Raw genomic sequence first — 15,591 nt, forward strand, 5'->3', positions numbered from 1 at the left:
TGTTCTCACGTTGAAGAATGAATCGAGGTAATCATTTCTGGTGTTGGGGCAGTCCCATTCATAAAGGGTTAGGACCCAAGGACAGCCCCATGAATATGACGCTAAGTGAATTAAATAAAGGTTATGGAGGGTTCACCTGATGTCCACGGGATATAAAGACTCATCATTGAAAGTATTTACATTAAATTCCAACCCAAGTCTTGCTGAAGAAATAGTGGCAAATATTGGTATAGAATTAGGAAAATGCTCTGTTACATCCTTTAGTGATGGAGAAATTCAAATTAATATCGAGGAAAGCATTAGAGGCTGTGACGTCTATGTTGTTCAATCTACATCAGAGCCAGTAAACCAACATATGATGGAACTATTAATCATGATAGATGCACTAAAACGAGCATCTGCTAAATCAATAAACATCGTTATGCCATACTACGGCTATGCAAGACAAGATCGGAAAGCACGAGCTAGAGAACCAATTACTGCGAAGTTAGTAGCAGATTTGCTACAAACTGCTGGAGCTAACCGAGTAATTTCACTCGATTTACACGCTCCTCAAATTCAAGGATTCTTTAATATTCCGGTTGATCAATTGGTTGGTGTTCCGATATTATCGGATTATTGGAGCGATAAAGGCTTTGAGGATATCGTAGTCGTATCCCCCGACCATGGTGGCGTTACACGGGCTCGTCAATTGGCTGACCGTCTAAAGGCGCCAATTGCAATTATTGACAAACGTAGACCTCGACCAAATGTAGCAGAGGTAATGAACATAGTAGGGAATATTGAAGGGAAAACGGCAATTTTGATTGACGATATTATTGATACAGCCGGAACAATAACGTTAGGTGCAAACGCATTAATTGAAAATGGAGCAACAGAAGTATATGCTTGTTGTACACATCCCGTTTTATCTGGCCCAGCAATCCAACGTATCAATGATTCTAAAATAAAAGAATTAGTTGTTTTAAATACCATCGCACTAAAAAAAGAAAAGCAAATTGATAAAGTAACCCAATTATCTGTAGCACCACTAATTAGTGAAGCGATTATACGAGTACACGAACTACAATCTGTTAGTATCCTATTTGATTAAAAAATGTTTAAGGTAGCCAGTAAAGGGGAAATATAACAATTAAATTGTTAATTTCAGGAGGTTGATTGTCTTGACAGTAAAACTTAAAGCGGATAAAAGAGAGGATTTAAAAAAATCCTACACAAAAGAAATAAGAGAAGCAGGTCTTATTCCAGCTGTAGTGTATGGTCATAATAAAGATCCTAAAACTATATCTGTGAACAGTTTGGAGTTACTGAAGACGGTTCGTGAAGAGGGTAAAAATGCGATTATTTCATTAGTGGTAGATGGTGAATCCGTTGATGTCATGCTACATGATTATCAAGTAGATCCTTTAAAGGACGAGCTATTACATGCCGATTTCTATGTGGTGAATATGGCACAGGAAATGGATGTTGAGGTTTCCATTCATTTAGAAGGAGAAGCACAGGGTGTCAAAGATGGCGGTATATTACAACAGCCTTTCCACGACTTAGCTGTTAGAGCTAAGCCAGGTAATATTCCTGAGTATATCACAGTCGATGTTTCAAATTTAGAAATTGGAGACAGCATAGAAGTTGCTGACTTAAAGGTAAACAAGGATTATCAAATTTTAGAAGATGAAAATACAACAATTGTAACGATTTCACCTCCTGAGGCAGATACAACAGAAGAAGATGATACGGAAGAAGAAGCTGAGCCAGAAGTAATTAACCAAAAAGAAGAAGAGGAAGAATAATAGTAGAGCTTCTGTCATCCATGTAACCTGAGTATAATAAAGAAATTAGCACATAATATGAGTACGGTCCTCATGTATTCAGGCAGTAAGGGAACTTCTACTAGCTTACCTACTTTTTTTAAACAAGAATTAGAAGATGCAACCGAAAGTGGTTGCGTCTTTTTTCCATGTGGAAATTATAAAATGTCTGGCTTGTGGATAAATGGTGTAGGTTAGCGATGTCCAGCTCCAGCGCCCAGCGACTAGTGAGACTTCCCTCACCTCCGTACGATAAGTCAACATCGGTTCACTTTGTTCACCGTGTTTCCTTTATCTCCTGCGGTTCAGTCCAGTCCATACGTCGCTACCAGGGCGCTTGCGCTTTTGTTCTTTAATGTACATATACAAGAACGAAAAGAATGATAATAACTATTCCCTTTATTTTTTATGTTAAACAAAGTAAAATAATGAAAGTAATGAATTGTAAAGGAAGTTGTGGCTGTTTATGAAGTGTATTGTAGGTTTAGGAAACCCTGGGAAAAAATATGAACAAACGCGTCATAATATCGGTTTTATGATTATTGAAGAACTGGCGCAACGGTTTAATTGGAGTTTAAATAAAAATAAATTTCAAGGCAAATTTTCAGTGGAAATGGTGGAACAGGAAAAGGTTATTTTGCTTGAGCCACAAACATATATGAATTTATCTGGAGAATCTTTAAGACCACTTATTGATTTTTATAATGTTTCCGTTGAAGATATTGTAATCATTTATGATGATTTAGATTTACCTCCAGGAAAAATACGTTTACGACAAAAAGGTGGACATGGTGGACACAATGGAATACGTTCGCTTATTGATCATTTAGGTACAAAAGAGTTTAAGCGGATACGAGTTGGAATAGGTCGACCTACTACTCCTATGCCTGTGCCAAACTATGTCTTGGGCAAGTTTGAAGAAGAAGAAAAGCAAGCAATAAAAGATAGTATTACACGAGCAGCTGATGCTTGTGAATCATGGTTTAAAAAACCTTTTGAAGAAGTTATGAATGAATTTAATCAATAAGCCATAAACTTTAATACCGTATAAAATCCTCCTGAAATGGACAAAATAGAAATAATCTATTGTTGCCATAGGAGGGAAAATCATGGCGATTGTATATAATTGTAAACATTGTAATAGTCTAATTGGTCAGCTTGATCAACAGATGATTGATACGCAGGCACTAGGCTGGAATGATTTATCAGTAGAGGACAGAAATGAAATGATTCAATATAAAGGGAATGGCGATATTCATATTAAAACAATTTGTGAAGATTGCCAAGAATCGTTGGAAAAAAATCCAAACTATCACGAATTAGACTACTTTATACAATAGTGCAATGACAAAAAGCTTTGGTTGCTAGACCAAGGCATTTTTGTACTTGTTGGCTATTTCAATGGTCGAAGTAGGGGGAGGCAAAATGCAAGGGATTAAACATTACTTAAAAGACCAAGATGATATATATTCCATTATTGATGGAGTTTCCTCGGGTTTGACAGAACAGTTAGTGGCAGGCTTATCTGGGTCAGCAAGAGGTTTTTTAGCATCGATTATTAATGAGTCAGTGAATAAACCGATGTTGCTAGTGACACACCAACTAACACAAGCCCAGCAATTGTATGAGGATTTACTGGAAATCACAGAAAGAAAAAATGTTCACCTATACCCAGTAAATGAACTAATAGCTTCAGAAGTAGCAGTAGCAAGCCCAGAGTTGAAAAGTCAGCGAATTGATGCACTTACAAACTGGTTGAATATGGAAAGTGGTATATTAGTTACCCCTGTAGCTGCATTAAAAAGAGTGCTACCACCATTGTCATACTGGGAAAAGTATAGACTAGAGTTCAAGATTGGAGAAGAAATAGAAATTGATTCTTATTTATCTTCATTGATTGAAATGGGTTACGAGCGAGTAGAAATGGTTTCAACACCAGGTGAGTTTAGTGTCCGTGGCGGAATTATAGATATTTATCCAATCACCGAGGATCATCCAATTAGAGTGGAGCTATTTGATGATGAGATTGACTCCATTCGCTATTTTGACTCGGAATCACAACGTTCGTTAGACAAAATGAAGGAAGTTACAATCTCCCCTGCAACAGAGTTATTGTTAACGGAGGAAGATCTTGTTAGAGGTGCACAACAGCTCGAAGGAGAATTAGCTACTTCTTTACGAAAATTAAGTAAAAAGGAAGATAAGGAAAAATTATCAGAAGCTATTGGTCATGACATTGAACGTCTTCATCAGCAAGAACGGTTTCAGGAAATGTATAAATACGGAAGGTACTTCTATGATCAACCTAGTAGTTTGTTAGATTACTTGCCTAAAGATGGACTTGTCATTCTTGATGAAATGAGCAGAATTCATGAAACCGCTTCACGACTGGATGAAGAGGAAGCAGAGTGGTACCAATCTGTTTTAGAAGCAAAACAAATGGTTAGAAATCTATCTATTTCCTATGATTGGCACGATGTATGGACGAAAATGGAACAACCAAGAATATATTTATCTGTATTTATGCGTCACATTCCTAATACAAATCCACAAAATATTGTTAACATGTCATGTCGGGCCATGCAGCAATTTCATGGACAAATGAACCTTTTACAAAGTGAAATGGGTCGCTGGAAAAAAGCAGAGGATTCAATCATCATTTTTGCACCAGATGGGTCCAGAGCGGAAAAAATTCAATCTGTTTTGGAAGATTATGATATGCCTGCTGTTATTGGTGACCAAAACACATCGTTACCAACTAGCAGACCAACGATCATTATTGGTAATGTTAGTAGTGGTTTTGAATTACCAATGCATAAACTAGCAATTTTAACAGAGAGCGAATTATTTAAAACGAAAACAGTTAGACCAAAGCGAAGACAAAAAATATCGAATGCGGAAAGAATTAAAAGTTACCAAGAATTAAAGGTTGGAGATTATGTTGTTCATGAAAACCATGGTATTAGTAAGTATTTAGGAATTGAAACGCTAGAGGTAAATGGACTGCATAAGGATTTCATGGTGCTAAAATATTCTGGTGATGACAAGCTTTTTGTTCCAATTGATCAAATTGATTTAGTGCAAAAATATGTGGGATCTGAAGGGAAAGAGCCAAAACTTTATAAGCTTGGTGGTAGTGAATGGAAAAAGGTTAAAAGAAAAGTTCAGTCATCAGTAGAGGACATTGCGGATGATTTAATTAAACTCTATGCAGAAAGAGAAGCAGCAAAAGGATATGCTTTTGCTGAAGACACATTGATGCAGCAAGAGTTTGAGGATGCTTTTCCATATCAAGAAACGGAAGATCAGATTCGATGTATTGAAGAAATCAAAAAAGATATGGAAAGTTCGCGCCCAATGGATCGTTTATTGTGTGGAGATGTAGGATATGGGAAAACAGAGGTTGCCATACGTGCTGCATTTAAAGCAATTGCAGATGGAAAGCAAGTTGCCATTCTAGTACCAACAACAATTCTTGCTCAGCAACATTATGAAACGATAAGAGAGAGGTTTCAAGACTTCCCAATTAATATAGGTTTATTAAGTCGTTTTCGAACAAGAAAACAGCAGAACGAAACGTTAAAAGGGCTAGAAAAAGGACTTGTAGATATCGTGATCGGTACACATAGACTACTTTCCAAGGATGTTAAGTATAAGAATATAGGACTGCTCGTTGTCGATGAAGAGCAGCGTTTTGGTGTTAAACATAAAGAAAAAATTAAACAGCTAAAAACAGACGTGGATGTTTTAACTTTAACAGCAACACCAATTCCACGAACTTTGCATATGTCGATGTTAGGTGTAAGGGATTTATCGGTTATTGAAACACCTCCGGAGAATAGATTTCCGATTCAGACTTACGTTCTAGAATATAATCCTGTCTTTTTAAGGGAAGCAATTGAAAGGGAAATGGCACGAGGAGGTCAAGTATTTTTCCTCTATAATCGTGTGAATAATATAGAGCGGATGGCTCAAGAAATTTCAGCACTTGTAGAGGATGCTCGTGTAACATTTGCGCACGGACAAATGAATGAAACAGAGTTGGAAAACGTTATGTTCTCTTTTTTAGAAGGAGAATCCGATGTATTAGTTAGTACAACTATTATTGAAACTGGCGTTGATATTCCAAATGTGAATACGTTAATTGTTTATGACGCAGATCGAATGGGACTTAGTCAGCTCTATCAATTAAGAGGTAGAGTTGGGAGGTCTAATCGAGTTGCCTACGCTTACTTTACCTACCAAAAAGATAAGGTATTAACAGAAGTTGCAGAAAAAAGGTTACAAGCTATTAAGGAATTCACTGAATTGGGTTCTGGATTTAAAATAGCAATGCGTGATTTGTCTATACGAGGAGCGGGTAACCTATTAGGTGCACAGCAGCATGGGTTTATTGATTCCGTTGGATTTGACTTGTACTCAAAAATGCTTAAAGATGCTATTGATGCAAGAAAGGTAGGAAAGTCTTACGAAGAAGTGAAGCCAATCGAAGTGGAATTAAATGTCGAATTAGATGCTTACATTCCGGATACTTATATCTCAGATGGTAAACAAAAAATAGACATGTATAAACGATTTCATGCTATTGACTCTGAAGAGGACATTGCTGACTTGCGTGAGGAAATAATCGATCGCTTTGGTGACTATCCCGAAGAAGTGGAAAACTTGTTTCATGTGTCCGTCCTAAAGCTATATGCAAAACAAGAACGAGTAGAATCCATAAGTGAAAAGAAATATAAAATGGAGCTATTAGTAGAAGAAGAAGCCAGTCAAGAACTAGATGGTGCAAAGCTATTTGAGTTTGCTAATCAATATGGACGGATGATTCAGTTAGGAACTGAAAATAGGAAGTTAAAAGTTGTTTTTAATTGGAATAAGGAAACATATCATCATCGGTATGAATTTGTGCAAAAATTTATCCACGCTTTAAAGGATATGAAAAGAGTGCCAGTAGCTTAAGTTTTAGCTAATTGAGGAAAAAAAATAAATTTATGTATAGAACTTTCTGTGTGTTCCATACTAAACCCACAACTGGTTATTTCTGCTTGTATAAAAGGATGGTGGAAAGTTAGCCAGAAAAATCATCACAGAAAGTGAGGATCGCAGAATGAAAGCAACAGGAATAGTACGTCGAATTGATGATTTAGGCAGAGTTGTAATACCTAAAGAAATCAGAAGAACTTTGCGAATCCGTGAAGGTGATCCATTAGAAATATTTGTTGATCGTGAAGGGGAAGTAATTTTAAAGAAGTATTCCCCGATAAGTGAATTAGGTGATTTTGCAAAGGAATATGCTGATGCGCTTTTTGATTCTCTTGGTTACCCGGTTTTTATATGTGATCGTGATGAATTCATCGCTGTAGCGGGTGAATCTAAAAAGGATTACTTAGGAAAAAATATAGGAAAACAAATAGAAAAAGTAATGAATGAACGTTCTGTCATTTCTGAAACAGAAGCAACTACTATTGAAATTGTTGAGGGAGTGGAAGATAAAATTGCTTCCTATGTACTTAGTCCGATTATTGCCAACGGGGATCCTATTGGATGTGTTATGATTATGTCAAAAGAAGATAACAACATAGGAACAGTAGAACAAAAGGCTGTAGAAACAGCTGCTAGCTTTTTAGCAAGACAAATGGAGTAGATTAACGAACGGCTGATTAGGAAGATAACTCTTTCTGGTCAGCTTTTTTCATATGAAAGCCTATCTTATTGGATTGTCGGTGTACAAGTAGTGCTTAATGATATATTGTTTAGGTAACGGAGTTTCTTGTTCGTTTAGGGTTTTTTCTAAATAAAAAATTAGCTTTAAAAGTGTCGGAGGAAAACAATGAATCAGGAGATTGTTGTTGAGAAAGTGTTAAATAATAATGTAATCATAGCAGAGCACCCAATCTATAAAGAAGTAGTGTTAATTGGTAATGGGATCGGTTTCAATCGAAAAAAAGGGGATATCGTTCCTTTGAATAAAGCAGATAAAACCTTTTTGTTGAAGGATGAAAAAGAAAAGGAACAATATGTGGATTTATTAGATCATATTGATAGAGATACGCTAAGCTTCATGAATGAAATTATTATTTTTATTGAGGAAAAAATGGAACAAAGCCTTAGTGAGCATATCCACGTTGCTTTAACAGATCACTTAGCATTTGCTATCAAACGGGGACAACAAGGCATGCAGTTTTCTAATCCGTTTTTTTTAGAGATAGAAACGCTATATCCTCAAGAGTATCGGGTGGCGACGGATGTGGTTGCAAAAGTAGAAGATCGATTAGGTATTTCACTTCCAGAAGGGGAAGTTGGTTTCATCACATTACATATTCATAGTGCAGTGACAGATAAGTCGATCAGTGACATTAATAAACATCATCAGTTGATTTTAAAAATGGTGAAGGTTATTGAAGAAAATTTAGAAGTAGAACTTGATCGTGATCGAGTAAGCTATAATCGACTTGTTCAACATTTGCATAGAGCAATTGACCGAACGTATCAAGGTGAGAAATTGGGTCATCAAAAAAAACTAGCCGATATGTTGAAAATCACTTATCCAATATGCTATAATCTTGCTTGGAAATTAATCAAAGTAATGCAGAAACAATTACATAGGCCAGTAGATGAAACAGAAGCAATCTATTTGACGATTCATCTACAGCGATTAACCAATAAGATTTAGTTACGTGTTACTGATTCGATCAGGCATGAGTATGAAAAAGTTTTTTGGTTACCATAAGGGTGAAGTATATCCTTTGGTACCAAAACTTTATCTACTCATGTCTTTTTTTATTGTCGAAAACAATCAGTTTCATTTATTAAAACTGAGTTTTATAACACATACTAAGTTCATATGGAATGGTAATCTGCATGAAAAAACCTATAAGGAGGATGAGACATATGTCTAATTTATTTGGTACTTTGCAAAAAGTCGGTAAAGCGTTGATGCTTCCAGTTGCACTGTTACCTGCTGCTGGTATTTTGCTTGCTTTTGGTACAAGCTTTGCACAAGACCAATGGATTGATAGATTTCCGATGTTTGGAAATCCTGTTGTTTTAAAAGTGTTACAAGTGATGTCGGAAGCAGGTGGAGTTGTTTTTGATAATCTCCCATTGCTATTTGCAGTTGGTGTTGCAATTGGTTTAGCAGGAGGAGATGGCGTAGCTGGGCTTGCTGCAATTATTGGTTACTTAATTATGAATGTTACAATGGGCGTATTTGGTGAAATAACAGCCGATATGACTGCTGATCCTGCCTATGCATCAGTATTAGGAATTCCTACCTTACAAACAGGTGTATTTGGTGGAATTATTGTCGGGGTATTAGCTTCTTCTATGTATCGAAAATTTTTTAATATTGAATTACCACAATTTCTAGGTTTTTTTGCAGGAAAGCGTTTTGTTCCGATTATTACAGCCTTTTCTGCATTGATTCTAGGTATTATCATGTTCTTTATCTGGCCATTTGCTCAACAAGGGTTAAATGCTGTTTCACACTTTATGTTAGAGACAAATCGAACATTCTCAACCTTTGTCTTTGGAGTAGTTGAACGTGCGTTAATTCCATTTGGTTTACACCATATTTTCTATTCACCGTTTTGGTTTGAGTTTGGACAATATACAAATGCAGCTGGTGAAATTATTCGTGGTGACCAAACAATATTCTTTGAACAGTTAAAAGATGGTGTCGAATTTACGGCAGGTAACTTCATGACAGGTAAATTCCCGTTTATGATGTTTGGTTTGCCAGCAGCAGCACTAGCTATTTATCACACTGCAAAACCTGAGAAAAAGAAAGTTGTTGCGGGTATTATGTTCTCTGCTGCATTAACATCTTTCTTAACAGGTATTACAGAACCAATTGAATTCTCATTTCTATTTGTTGCACCACTATTATTTGCAATTCATACAATCTTTGCCGGATTGTCCTTTATGACTATGTATTTATTAGATGTGAAAATTGGAATGACATTCTCTGGTGGTTTAATTGACTTTATTCTGTTTGGAGTAATGCCAAACCGAACAGAATGGTTCTGGGTAATTGTAGTTGGTTTAGTATTCTCAGTTATTTACTACGTCGGTTTCCGCTGGGCAATATTGAAATTTAACCTAGCAACACCAGGACGTGAAGATGAAGCCGATGATGCAGATGATGATGGTGAAGTAGATGATCGTCCATACGAAATTCTTGCTGCAATGGGTGGAAAAGAAAACATTACAAATCTAGATGCGTGTATTACACGATTACGCGTGAGTGTAGAAGACAAAAATAATGTAGATAAGGGTCGTTTGAAGAAACTCGGTGCTTCTGGTGTCATGGAGGTTGGAAATAACATTCAGGCAATTTTTGGTCCAGTTTCTGATACGATTCGGGGTCAAATGCAAGATATCATCGATGGAAAAGCGCCGCGGGAAAAGCAAGAGGAACCAAAAGAGCAGGAAGCAAATGTAAGTGGAGAATTAAATTTTGTTAGCCCAATATCCGGTGAAATCTTAAATATAGAAGATGTACCAGACCAAGTATTTTCTCAAAAAATGATGGGCGATGGTTTTGCCATTAATCCGGAAGAAGGAAAGATCGTATCCCCAGTAAACGGTAAGATTTTAAACATATTCCCGACGAAGCACGCGATTGGTATTCAAGCGGATAATGGGATGGAGATTTTAATTCATATTGGTATAGATACGGTGAAATTGCAAGGGGAAGGGTTTACTGCAAAAGTTGAAGAGGGAGACGAAGTAAAGCAAGGTCAAGTATTAATGGAAGTGGATCTTGACTATGTTTCCGAACATGCGCCTTCAACGATTACACCAATTATTTTTACAAACTTAGAAGAAGGTCAGTCTGTACAGGTTAAAGCTTCAGGTAAAGTGAACCAAAGTGACGACCATGTAATAGAAGTGAAGTAAGCAAAAGCTTGGAGGTGAAGAGCCTCCAAGCTTTTTGCTGATTTTACGTACAATTTTTTGTAAAGACCGGTCAATTTTTCTATAGTAGATTTTCTGAATAAATAGTAATATATGGTATAATTGCATCAACTTTGACGGTGTTAACTGGAAAGAAAGGCGCTCAATATGGATAATCACTCGACAAAACAGCTGTTTAAGGGAGCAATGTTACTAACTTTAGCCGGTTTATTAAGTAAGATATTAAGTGCAGGATACCGAATTCCGCTCCAGAATATAACGGGGGATCTGGGTTTTTATATTTATCAACAGGTTTATCCCTTTTTAGGATTTGCGATGGTTCTATCCCTATATGGATTTCCTACGGCTATTTCAAAGCTTGTATCTGATCAAAGAGAGCAAGGGAGAGACTTATCTTTTGCACCTGTTTTTAGCTTATTGATCATTATAAATGTAACCTTTTTTTTAATTATGTACATAAATAGTAGTTATATTGCAAGGTGGATGGGCGATCAACAATTAAAAACACCGTTACAAACTGCGTCATTTATTTTTTTAATCGTACCATTTACATCCATGATACGAGGAGTTTTTCAGGGATTAAATAATATGAAGCCAACAGCAATTTCACAAGTTGTTGAGCAATTCATACGGGTTAGTATCATATTGATGACTGCAACTGTTTTTATTAGGCAAGGCAAAGATTTGTATGTTGTTGGTTCGGGTGCTGCGCTAGGCTCGATTCTAGGTTCCATCGTTGCATTCATCGTTTTAGTATATCTATGGTATAAAATAAGGCCAATCAAGAAGCGTGCATTAAAAATAAGGTGGACACCTTATGTAAGGATTTTTCTAGTTTACGGTTTTTTCATGAGTATGAATCATCTGATTTTATTATTGCTGCAATTGGCTGATGCATTTACATTAATCCCAAGCTTAATGAACTACGGTTTTAATAATATAGAAGCAAAGCAGTGGAAGGGTGTGTTTGATCGAGGTCAACCATTAATTCAGTTAGGGACAGTGGTAGGATCTTCTTTGGCACTGGCACTCGTTCCAAGCCTTACAAGAAAAAGATTAGAAAAATATCCAGAGTTATTACAGTCCCATATCCAAAGTTCCCTTAAATTAAGTTTGTTGTTATCGGTGGGAGCGGCAATTGGACTTGTTGGTCTGTTTTCGCATATAAATGTATTGCTTTTTCAAAACGATTACGGCAGCGCTAGTCTTCAGGTATTAATGATAGCGGTAGTATTTTCTTCTCTAGTCATAACTTCCGCAACTATCTTACAAGGCCTTGGTTATATAAAAATAACTGCAATCACTATTGCAATCGGAGTATTTCTAAAATGGATGTTAAATAGTTGGTTAACATCAAATTACGGAATTACTGGTAGTGCCGGTGCATCAGTGATAAGTTTGGTGGCTATTTTATTTTTAAATGTTGTTTGGCTAAAACGAGTTTTGGTTAAAAATAGACTATTGGTTCTTCCATTGTCATCCTTTTCATTGGCAATAGGAGGCCTAGTGATATGGCTATACTTTGTAAACAATTATCTGTTTGATTGGTTAATGATAACAACGAGGGTTGGCTATTTGTTCTTTGTTCTACTCGCTATTTTGGGAGGAGCAACGATTTATATCATTCTTTTTATTCGGCTTAACGGATTTAACAAAGACGAGTTATATGCATTACCTTGTGGGGAATGGTTATCGGCACAAGTTAAAAGGAGGAAGCAGTAATGAGACATACCATAAAAGTGATTGGGCTAGGGGCTGGTGATATCGAACAGCTTCCATTAGGGATCTATCGGACACTGATTGAAGAAAAACACCCTATTTTTGTACGTACGCTAGATCATCCAGTTGTAAAAGCATTACAATCAGAGGATGTCAGTTTTATTTCTTATGATAGTGTGTATCAACAGCATGATCAGTTTGAAGAAGTTTATCAAGCTATTGTTGATGACCTTATTAAAAACGCGAAGGAAAAAGGATCGATCATCTATACAGTTCCGGGACATCCGATGCTGGCGGAAAAAACAGTGCAACTGTTGTTAAATAGAGAAGATATTCATACAGAGGTGATTGGTGGTAAAAGCTTTTTGGATGATGTATTTTCTGCCTTACATATGGATCCGATTGAAGGGTTTCAATTTTTAGATGCGACGAATTTTAAACGAAATGAACTGGAGTATCGTCAACATAAGTTGTTTTGTCAGGTTTATGACTCTATGATTGCTTCGGAGGTTAAACTTACTTTATTAGAAGATTTGGGGCCAGACTTTCCGGTAACGGTATTAGAGGCTGTTGGAAGTGAAGAGGAGAAAAAAGTGACAATTCCACTCGTTGAACTAGATCAAACGGTAGAGTTAAGCAATTTGACAGCCGTATATATACCCCCTGTTACAGAGGACCATTTAAATCATACATTCTTCCGTCTAAGAGAAGTAATAGCAGAGCTAAGAGGTCCTAACGGCTGTCCATGGGATAAGAAACAAACCCATGAATCCTTACGAAAATACCTCATTGAAGAGTCTTATGAGTTTATAGAAGCCGTCAATAATCAAGATGACGATGCAATGATGGAAGAGATAGGCGACGTGTTATTACAAGTGATGTTACATAGTCAGATTGGAGAAGATGAAGGATTTTTTACGATAGACGATGTCATAAAAACGCTTACGAATAAAATGATTCGTAGACACCCTCATGTATTTGGAGAAATACAGGTAGAAAATGAAAAGGAAGTCATGGATAATTGGAATCAAATAAAACAACAAGAAAAAGGGAACAAAGATAAGTCTTTGTTGGATGGTATTCCAAACGAACTTTCGCAACTGTCAATCGCAGAAGAGTTACAAAAAGCAGCAGCCAAGGTTGGATTTGACTGGAGCGATCCAGAACCTATTTGGGATAAAATTAACGAAGAAGCACAGGAAGTTAAAAGTGCTATTCAATTAAATAATCAAAACGAACTAGAAAGTGAAATAGGTGATTTTCTTTTTGCTGTTGTTAATTTGGCTAGATACTATAAAATTAATCCAGAACTTGCTATTCATCGTACGAATTCAAAATTTAGAAGTAGGTTTCAATTTATTGAAACAAAAGTAAAGGAAAACAATTTTAAAATAGAAGATATGACGTTAGAACAACTCGACCACTATTGGAATCAAGCAAAAACGAATGAATAAAAACGAAAAAAGGAGTGATTGTTTTACTATGCGACTGGATAAATTTTTAAAAATCTCGAGATTGATTAAGAGAAGAACCCTTGCCAAGGAAATAGCTGATCAAGGCCGAATAACAATAAATGGAAATAAGGCCAAAGCTGCCTCTAATGTTTCCGTAGGCGATACTTTAACCATTCAATTTGGTCAAAAATTAGTAACGATTGAAATAGCTTCATTAAGGGAAACGGTAAAGAAGGATGAAGCAGCTACTTTATATAAAGTGAAAAGTGAAGAAGCGGTAAATGAGTAAAAAGCGTGTATAACAAAGAAAAAAGAATAGTTCTAATCTTGTCCCTCCCCTCATAGTATATAACGATAAAGGGAGGGCTGTATAATGAACTATTATGAGAGAAATCCTTCTTCGATAAGTGGACAGGCAGAGCATCACGTAACAATGAAAAATAGAAAATTACTAGAAATTACTGGTGTGAAAGAAGTTGATAGCTTTGATAGTGAGGAATTTCTTTTACAAACAGTGATGGGTTATTTGATTGTACGTGGTGAAAATTTGCAAATGAAAAACTTAGATGTTGAAGAAGGTAATGTTTCAATAAAAGGAAAAATTTATGAGCTTTCTTACTTAGACGAGCAGGGGGATAAAGCTAAAGGATTCTTTAGCAAGCTGTTTAAATGACGTTAACTACTCAGTTCCTGACAATTATCTCAATGATTGCTGGAGGCATATACTTAGGTGCTGCAGTCGGAACATTTCGTCGTTTTTCTCGAATCTGGAAAAAGCGCTTGGTTTTTTCTTTCTCAATCGAAATATGCTTTTGGCTGTTACAAACACTTATCTTATTTTATATTCTTTATTTAGTAAATCAGGGAGAGCTTCGTTTTTATATTCTGTTAGCTATCCTATGTGGGTTTGCCATGTATAAAAGTTTATTGGAACGTGTATACCTCCTTTTTTTGGAAAAGGTGATTTCTGCTGTTATATCTATTTATCGTTTTTTTTACCGCTTGGTGCAAGCCGTTATAGTTAAGCCGATTCTGGGCTTGATACGATTAACGATTGCATTACTTTTATGGATTTGGGGTATTGTCCTTTGGATAGGATGGTTAGCGATAAAAATCATTTGGTATCCATTTTCGTTAATTTTTCGTTTAATTTGGCGTCTGATGCCGCAAAATGCGAAAAAATACTTTACCCATTTAGCAGGATTTTATAGTAAAATAAAGAATAAAATAAACAAATGGTGGAAATTTCTTCGAGAGAAAAGGGGGTAGCCGGTCGTTGATGGGACAAGCACGTAAGATTGCAAGAATAGAATCAAACTATATGAAACAGTATGATGCACAAATGAAAAGGCAGGAGAAGAAAAAGAAGCGCTTATTTCGCCGTTTAGTGTTGTTCATGATCGTTGCTATCATTACTTTTGGAAGTATTGCCACCTATCATATGAAGCAACGGGCGGTTTATGCAGAAAAGGAACAGCAGTACGAGCAATTAGAGGAAAAAATGGCTTCCCTAAAAGCAGAGGAAAAAGACTTGAGGCAGGAAGTCGAATTGTTAAAAGATGAGGATTATGTACTACAAATAGCAAAAACAAATTATTTCTTTTCAGATGAAGGCGAAATCATTTTTAAGCTACCTGAAGAAGACCCATCTTATTGACACGCTTTTTATTGCTTATATATAATATATGAGT

15 protein-coding genes are annotated in these 15,591 nt (G+C 36.2%); all 15 read left to right on the forward strand.

What is annotated here, in order from left to right:
• Positions 1-139 precede the first annotated feature (139 nt).
• The 15 genes from JOC48_RS18040 (at position 140) to JOC48_RS18110 (ending at position 15,557) form a co-directional block, all read left to right on the forward strand.
• Positions 140-1,093, forward strand: coding sequence for a ribose-phosphate diphosphokinase (locus JOC48_RS18040; protein WP_204501815.1), 954 nt, complete (start codon positions 140-142; stop codon positions 1,091-1,093).
• Positions 1,094-1,163: 70 nt separating this feature from the next.
• Complete coding sequence (locus JOC48_RS18045) at positions 1,164-1,790, forward strand: 50S ribosomal protein L25/general stress protein Ctc (RefSeq protein ID WP_204501816.1); 627 nt, start codon at positions 1,164-1,166, stop codon at positions 1,788-1,790.
• A gap of 57 nt (positions 1,791-1,847) precedes the next feature.
• The gene (locus tag JOC48_RS18050) at positions 1,848-2,006 is read left to right on the forward strand and encodes a hypothetical protein (protein WP_204501817.1); all 159 of its coding nucleotides are present in this window, start codon (positions 1,848-1,850) and stop codon (positions 2,004-2,006) included.
• 268 nt (positions 2,007-2,274) lie between these two features.
• Complete coding sequence (gene pth, locus JOC48_RS18055; protein ID WP_204501818.1) at positions 2,275-2,835, forward strand: aminoacyl-tRNA hydrolase; 561 nt, start codon at positions 2,275-2,277, stop codon at positions 2,833-2,835.
• Positions 2,836-2,917: 82 nt separating this feature from the next.
• Complete coding sequence (locus tag JOC48_RS18060; protein WP_204501819.1) at positions 2,918-3,148, forward strand: anti-sigma-F factor Fin; 231 nt, start codon at positions 2,918-2,920, stop codon at positions 3,146-3,148.
• Between the two features lie 85 nt (positions 3,149-3,233).
• Positions 3,234-6,767, forward strand: coding sequence for a transcription-repair coupling factor (gene mfd / locus JOC48_RS18065; protein WP_204501820.1), 3,534 nt, complete (start codon positions 3,234-3,236; stop codon positions 6,765-6,767).
• A gap of 148 nt (positions 6,768-6,915) precedes the next feature.
• Positions 6,916-7,452: a stage V sporulation protein T gene (gene spoVT, locus JOC48_RS18070; RefSeq protein ID WP_204501821.1), complete on the forward strand. Its 537-nt coding sequence runs from the start codon at positions 6,916-6,918 to the stop codon at positions 7,450-7,452.
• Between the two features lie 186 nt (positions 7,453-7,638).
• Complete coding sequence (glcT, locus tag JOC48_RS18075; protein WP_204501822.1) at positions 7,639-8,481, forward strand: glucose PTS transporter transcription antiterminator GlcT; 843 nt, start codon at positions 7,639-7,641, stop codon at positions 8,479-8,481.
• A gap of 218 nt (positions 8,482-8,699) precedes the next feature.
• Positions 8,700-10,709 (forward strand): glucose-specific PTS transporter subunit IIBC, encoded by a 2,010-nt coding sequence (gene ptsG / locus JOC48_RS18080; RefSeq protein ID WP_204501823.1) that lies wholly within the window; start codon positions 8,700-8,702, stop codon positions 10,707-10,709.
• 165 nt (positions 10,710-10,874) lie between these two features.
• Positions 10,875-12,449 (forward strand): putative polysaccharide biosynthesis protein, encoded by a 1,575-nt coding sequence (locus JOC48_RS18085; protein WP_204501824.1) that lies wholly within the window; start codon positions 10,875-10,877, stop codon positions 12,447-12,449.
• Positions 12,449-13,900 (forward strand): bifunctional methyltransferase/pyrophosphohydrolase YabN, encoded by a 1,452-nt coding sequence (gene yabN / locus JOC48_RS18090; protein WP_204501825.1) that lies wholly within the window; start codon positions 12,449-12,451, stop codon positions 13,898-13,900. The genes JOC48_RS18085 and yabN overlap by 1 nt, the downstream gene beginning before the upstream one ends.
• A 28-nt stretch (positions 13,901-13,928) precedes the next feature.
• Positions 13,929-14,189: an RNA-binding S4 domain-containing protein gene (locus JOC48_RS18095; protein ID WP_204501826.1), complete on the forward strand. Its 261-nt coding sequence runs from the start codon at positions 13,929-13,931 to the stop codon at positions 14,187-14,189.
• Between the two features lie 84 nt (positions 14,190-14,273).
• Entirely contained in the window at positions 14,274-14,573 is a 300-nt protein-coding gene (yabP, locus tag JOC48_RS18100; RefSeq protein ID WP_204501827.1) for a sporulation protein YabP, read from the forward strand.
• A complete protein-coding gene (gene yabQ, locus JOC48_RS18105; RefSeq protein WP_204501828.1) occupies positions 14,570-15,169 on the forward strand; it encodes a spore cortex biosynthesis protein YabQ in 600 nt (199 codons plus the stop codon). The genes yabP and yabQ overlap by 4 nt, the downstream gene beginning before the upstream one ends.
• Before the next feature lie 10 nt (positions 15,170-15,179).
• A complete protein-coding gene (locus JOC48_RS18110) occupies positions 15,180-15,557 on the forward strand; it encodes an FtsB family cell division protein (RefSeq protein WP_204501829.1) in 378 nt (125 codons plus the stop codon).
• Positions 15,558-15,591 lie beyond the last annotated feature (34 nt).

Source organism: Aquibacillus albus (assembly GCF_016908325.1).
Taxonomy (GTDB): Bacteria; Bacillota; Bacilli; order Bacillales; family Amphibacillaceae; genus Aquibacillus_A; species Aquibacillus_A albus.

Excerpts from the sequence above, each read along its gene's own strand:
- JOC48_RS18085 (WP_204501824.1), top strand. The coding sequence starts at position 10,875 with ATGGATAATCACTCGACAAAACAGCTGTTTAAGGGAGCAATGTTACTA.
- yabP (WP_204501827.1), top strand. The coding sequence starts at position 14,274 with ATGAACTATTATGAGAGAAATCCTTCTTCGATAAGTGGACAGGCAGAG.
- JOC48_RS18040 (WP_204501815.1), top strand. The coding sequence starts at position 140 with ATGTCCACGGGATATAAAGACTCATCATTGAAAGTATTTACATTAAAT.
- JOC48_RS18060 (WP_204501819.1), top strand. The coding sequence starts at position 2,918 with ATGGCGATTGTATATAATTGTAAACATTGTAATAGTCTAATTGGTCAG.
- mfd (WP_204501820.1), top strand. The coding sequence starts at position 3,234 with ATGCAAGGGATTAAACATTACTTAAAAGACCAAGATGATATATATTCC.
- pth (WP_204501818.1), top strand. The coding sequence starts at position 2,275 with ATGAAGTGTATTGTAGGTTTAGGAAACCCTGGGAAAAAATATGAACAA.
- JOC48_RS18050 (WP_204501817.1), top strand. The coding sequence starts at position 1,848 with ATGAGTACGGTCCTCATGTATTCAGGCAGTAAGGGAACTTCTACTAGC.
- JOC48_RS18110 (WP_204501829.1), top strand. The coding sequence starts at position 15,180 with ATGGGACAAGCACGTAAGATTGCAAGAATAGAATCAAACTATATGAAA.
- spoVT (WP_204501821.1), top strand. The coding sequence starts at position 6,916 with ATGAAAGCAACAGGAATAGTACGTCGAATTGATGATTTAGGCAGAGTT.
- ptsG (WP_204501823.1), top strand. The coding sequence starts at position 8,700 with ATGTCTAATTTATTTGGTACTTTGCAAAAAGTCGGTAAAGCGTTGATG.
- JOC48_RS18095 (WP_204501826.1), top strand. The coding sequence starts at position 13,929 with ATGCGACTGGATAAATTTTTAAAAATCTCGAGATTGATTAAGAGAAGA.
- glcT (WP_204501822.1), top strand. The coding sequence starts at position 7,639 with ATGAATCAGGAGATTGTTGTTGAGAAAGTGTTAAATAATAATGTAATC.
- yabQ (WP_204501828.1), top strand. The coding sequence starts at position 14,570 with ATGACGTTAACTACTCAGTTCCTGACAATTATCTCAATGATTGCTGGA.
- yabN (WP_204501825.1), top strand. The coding sequence starts at position 12,449 with ATGAGACATACCATAAAAGTGATTGGGCTAGGGGCTGGTGATATCGAA.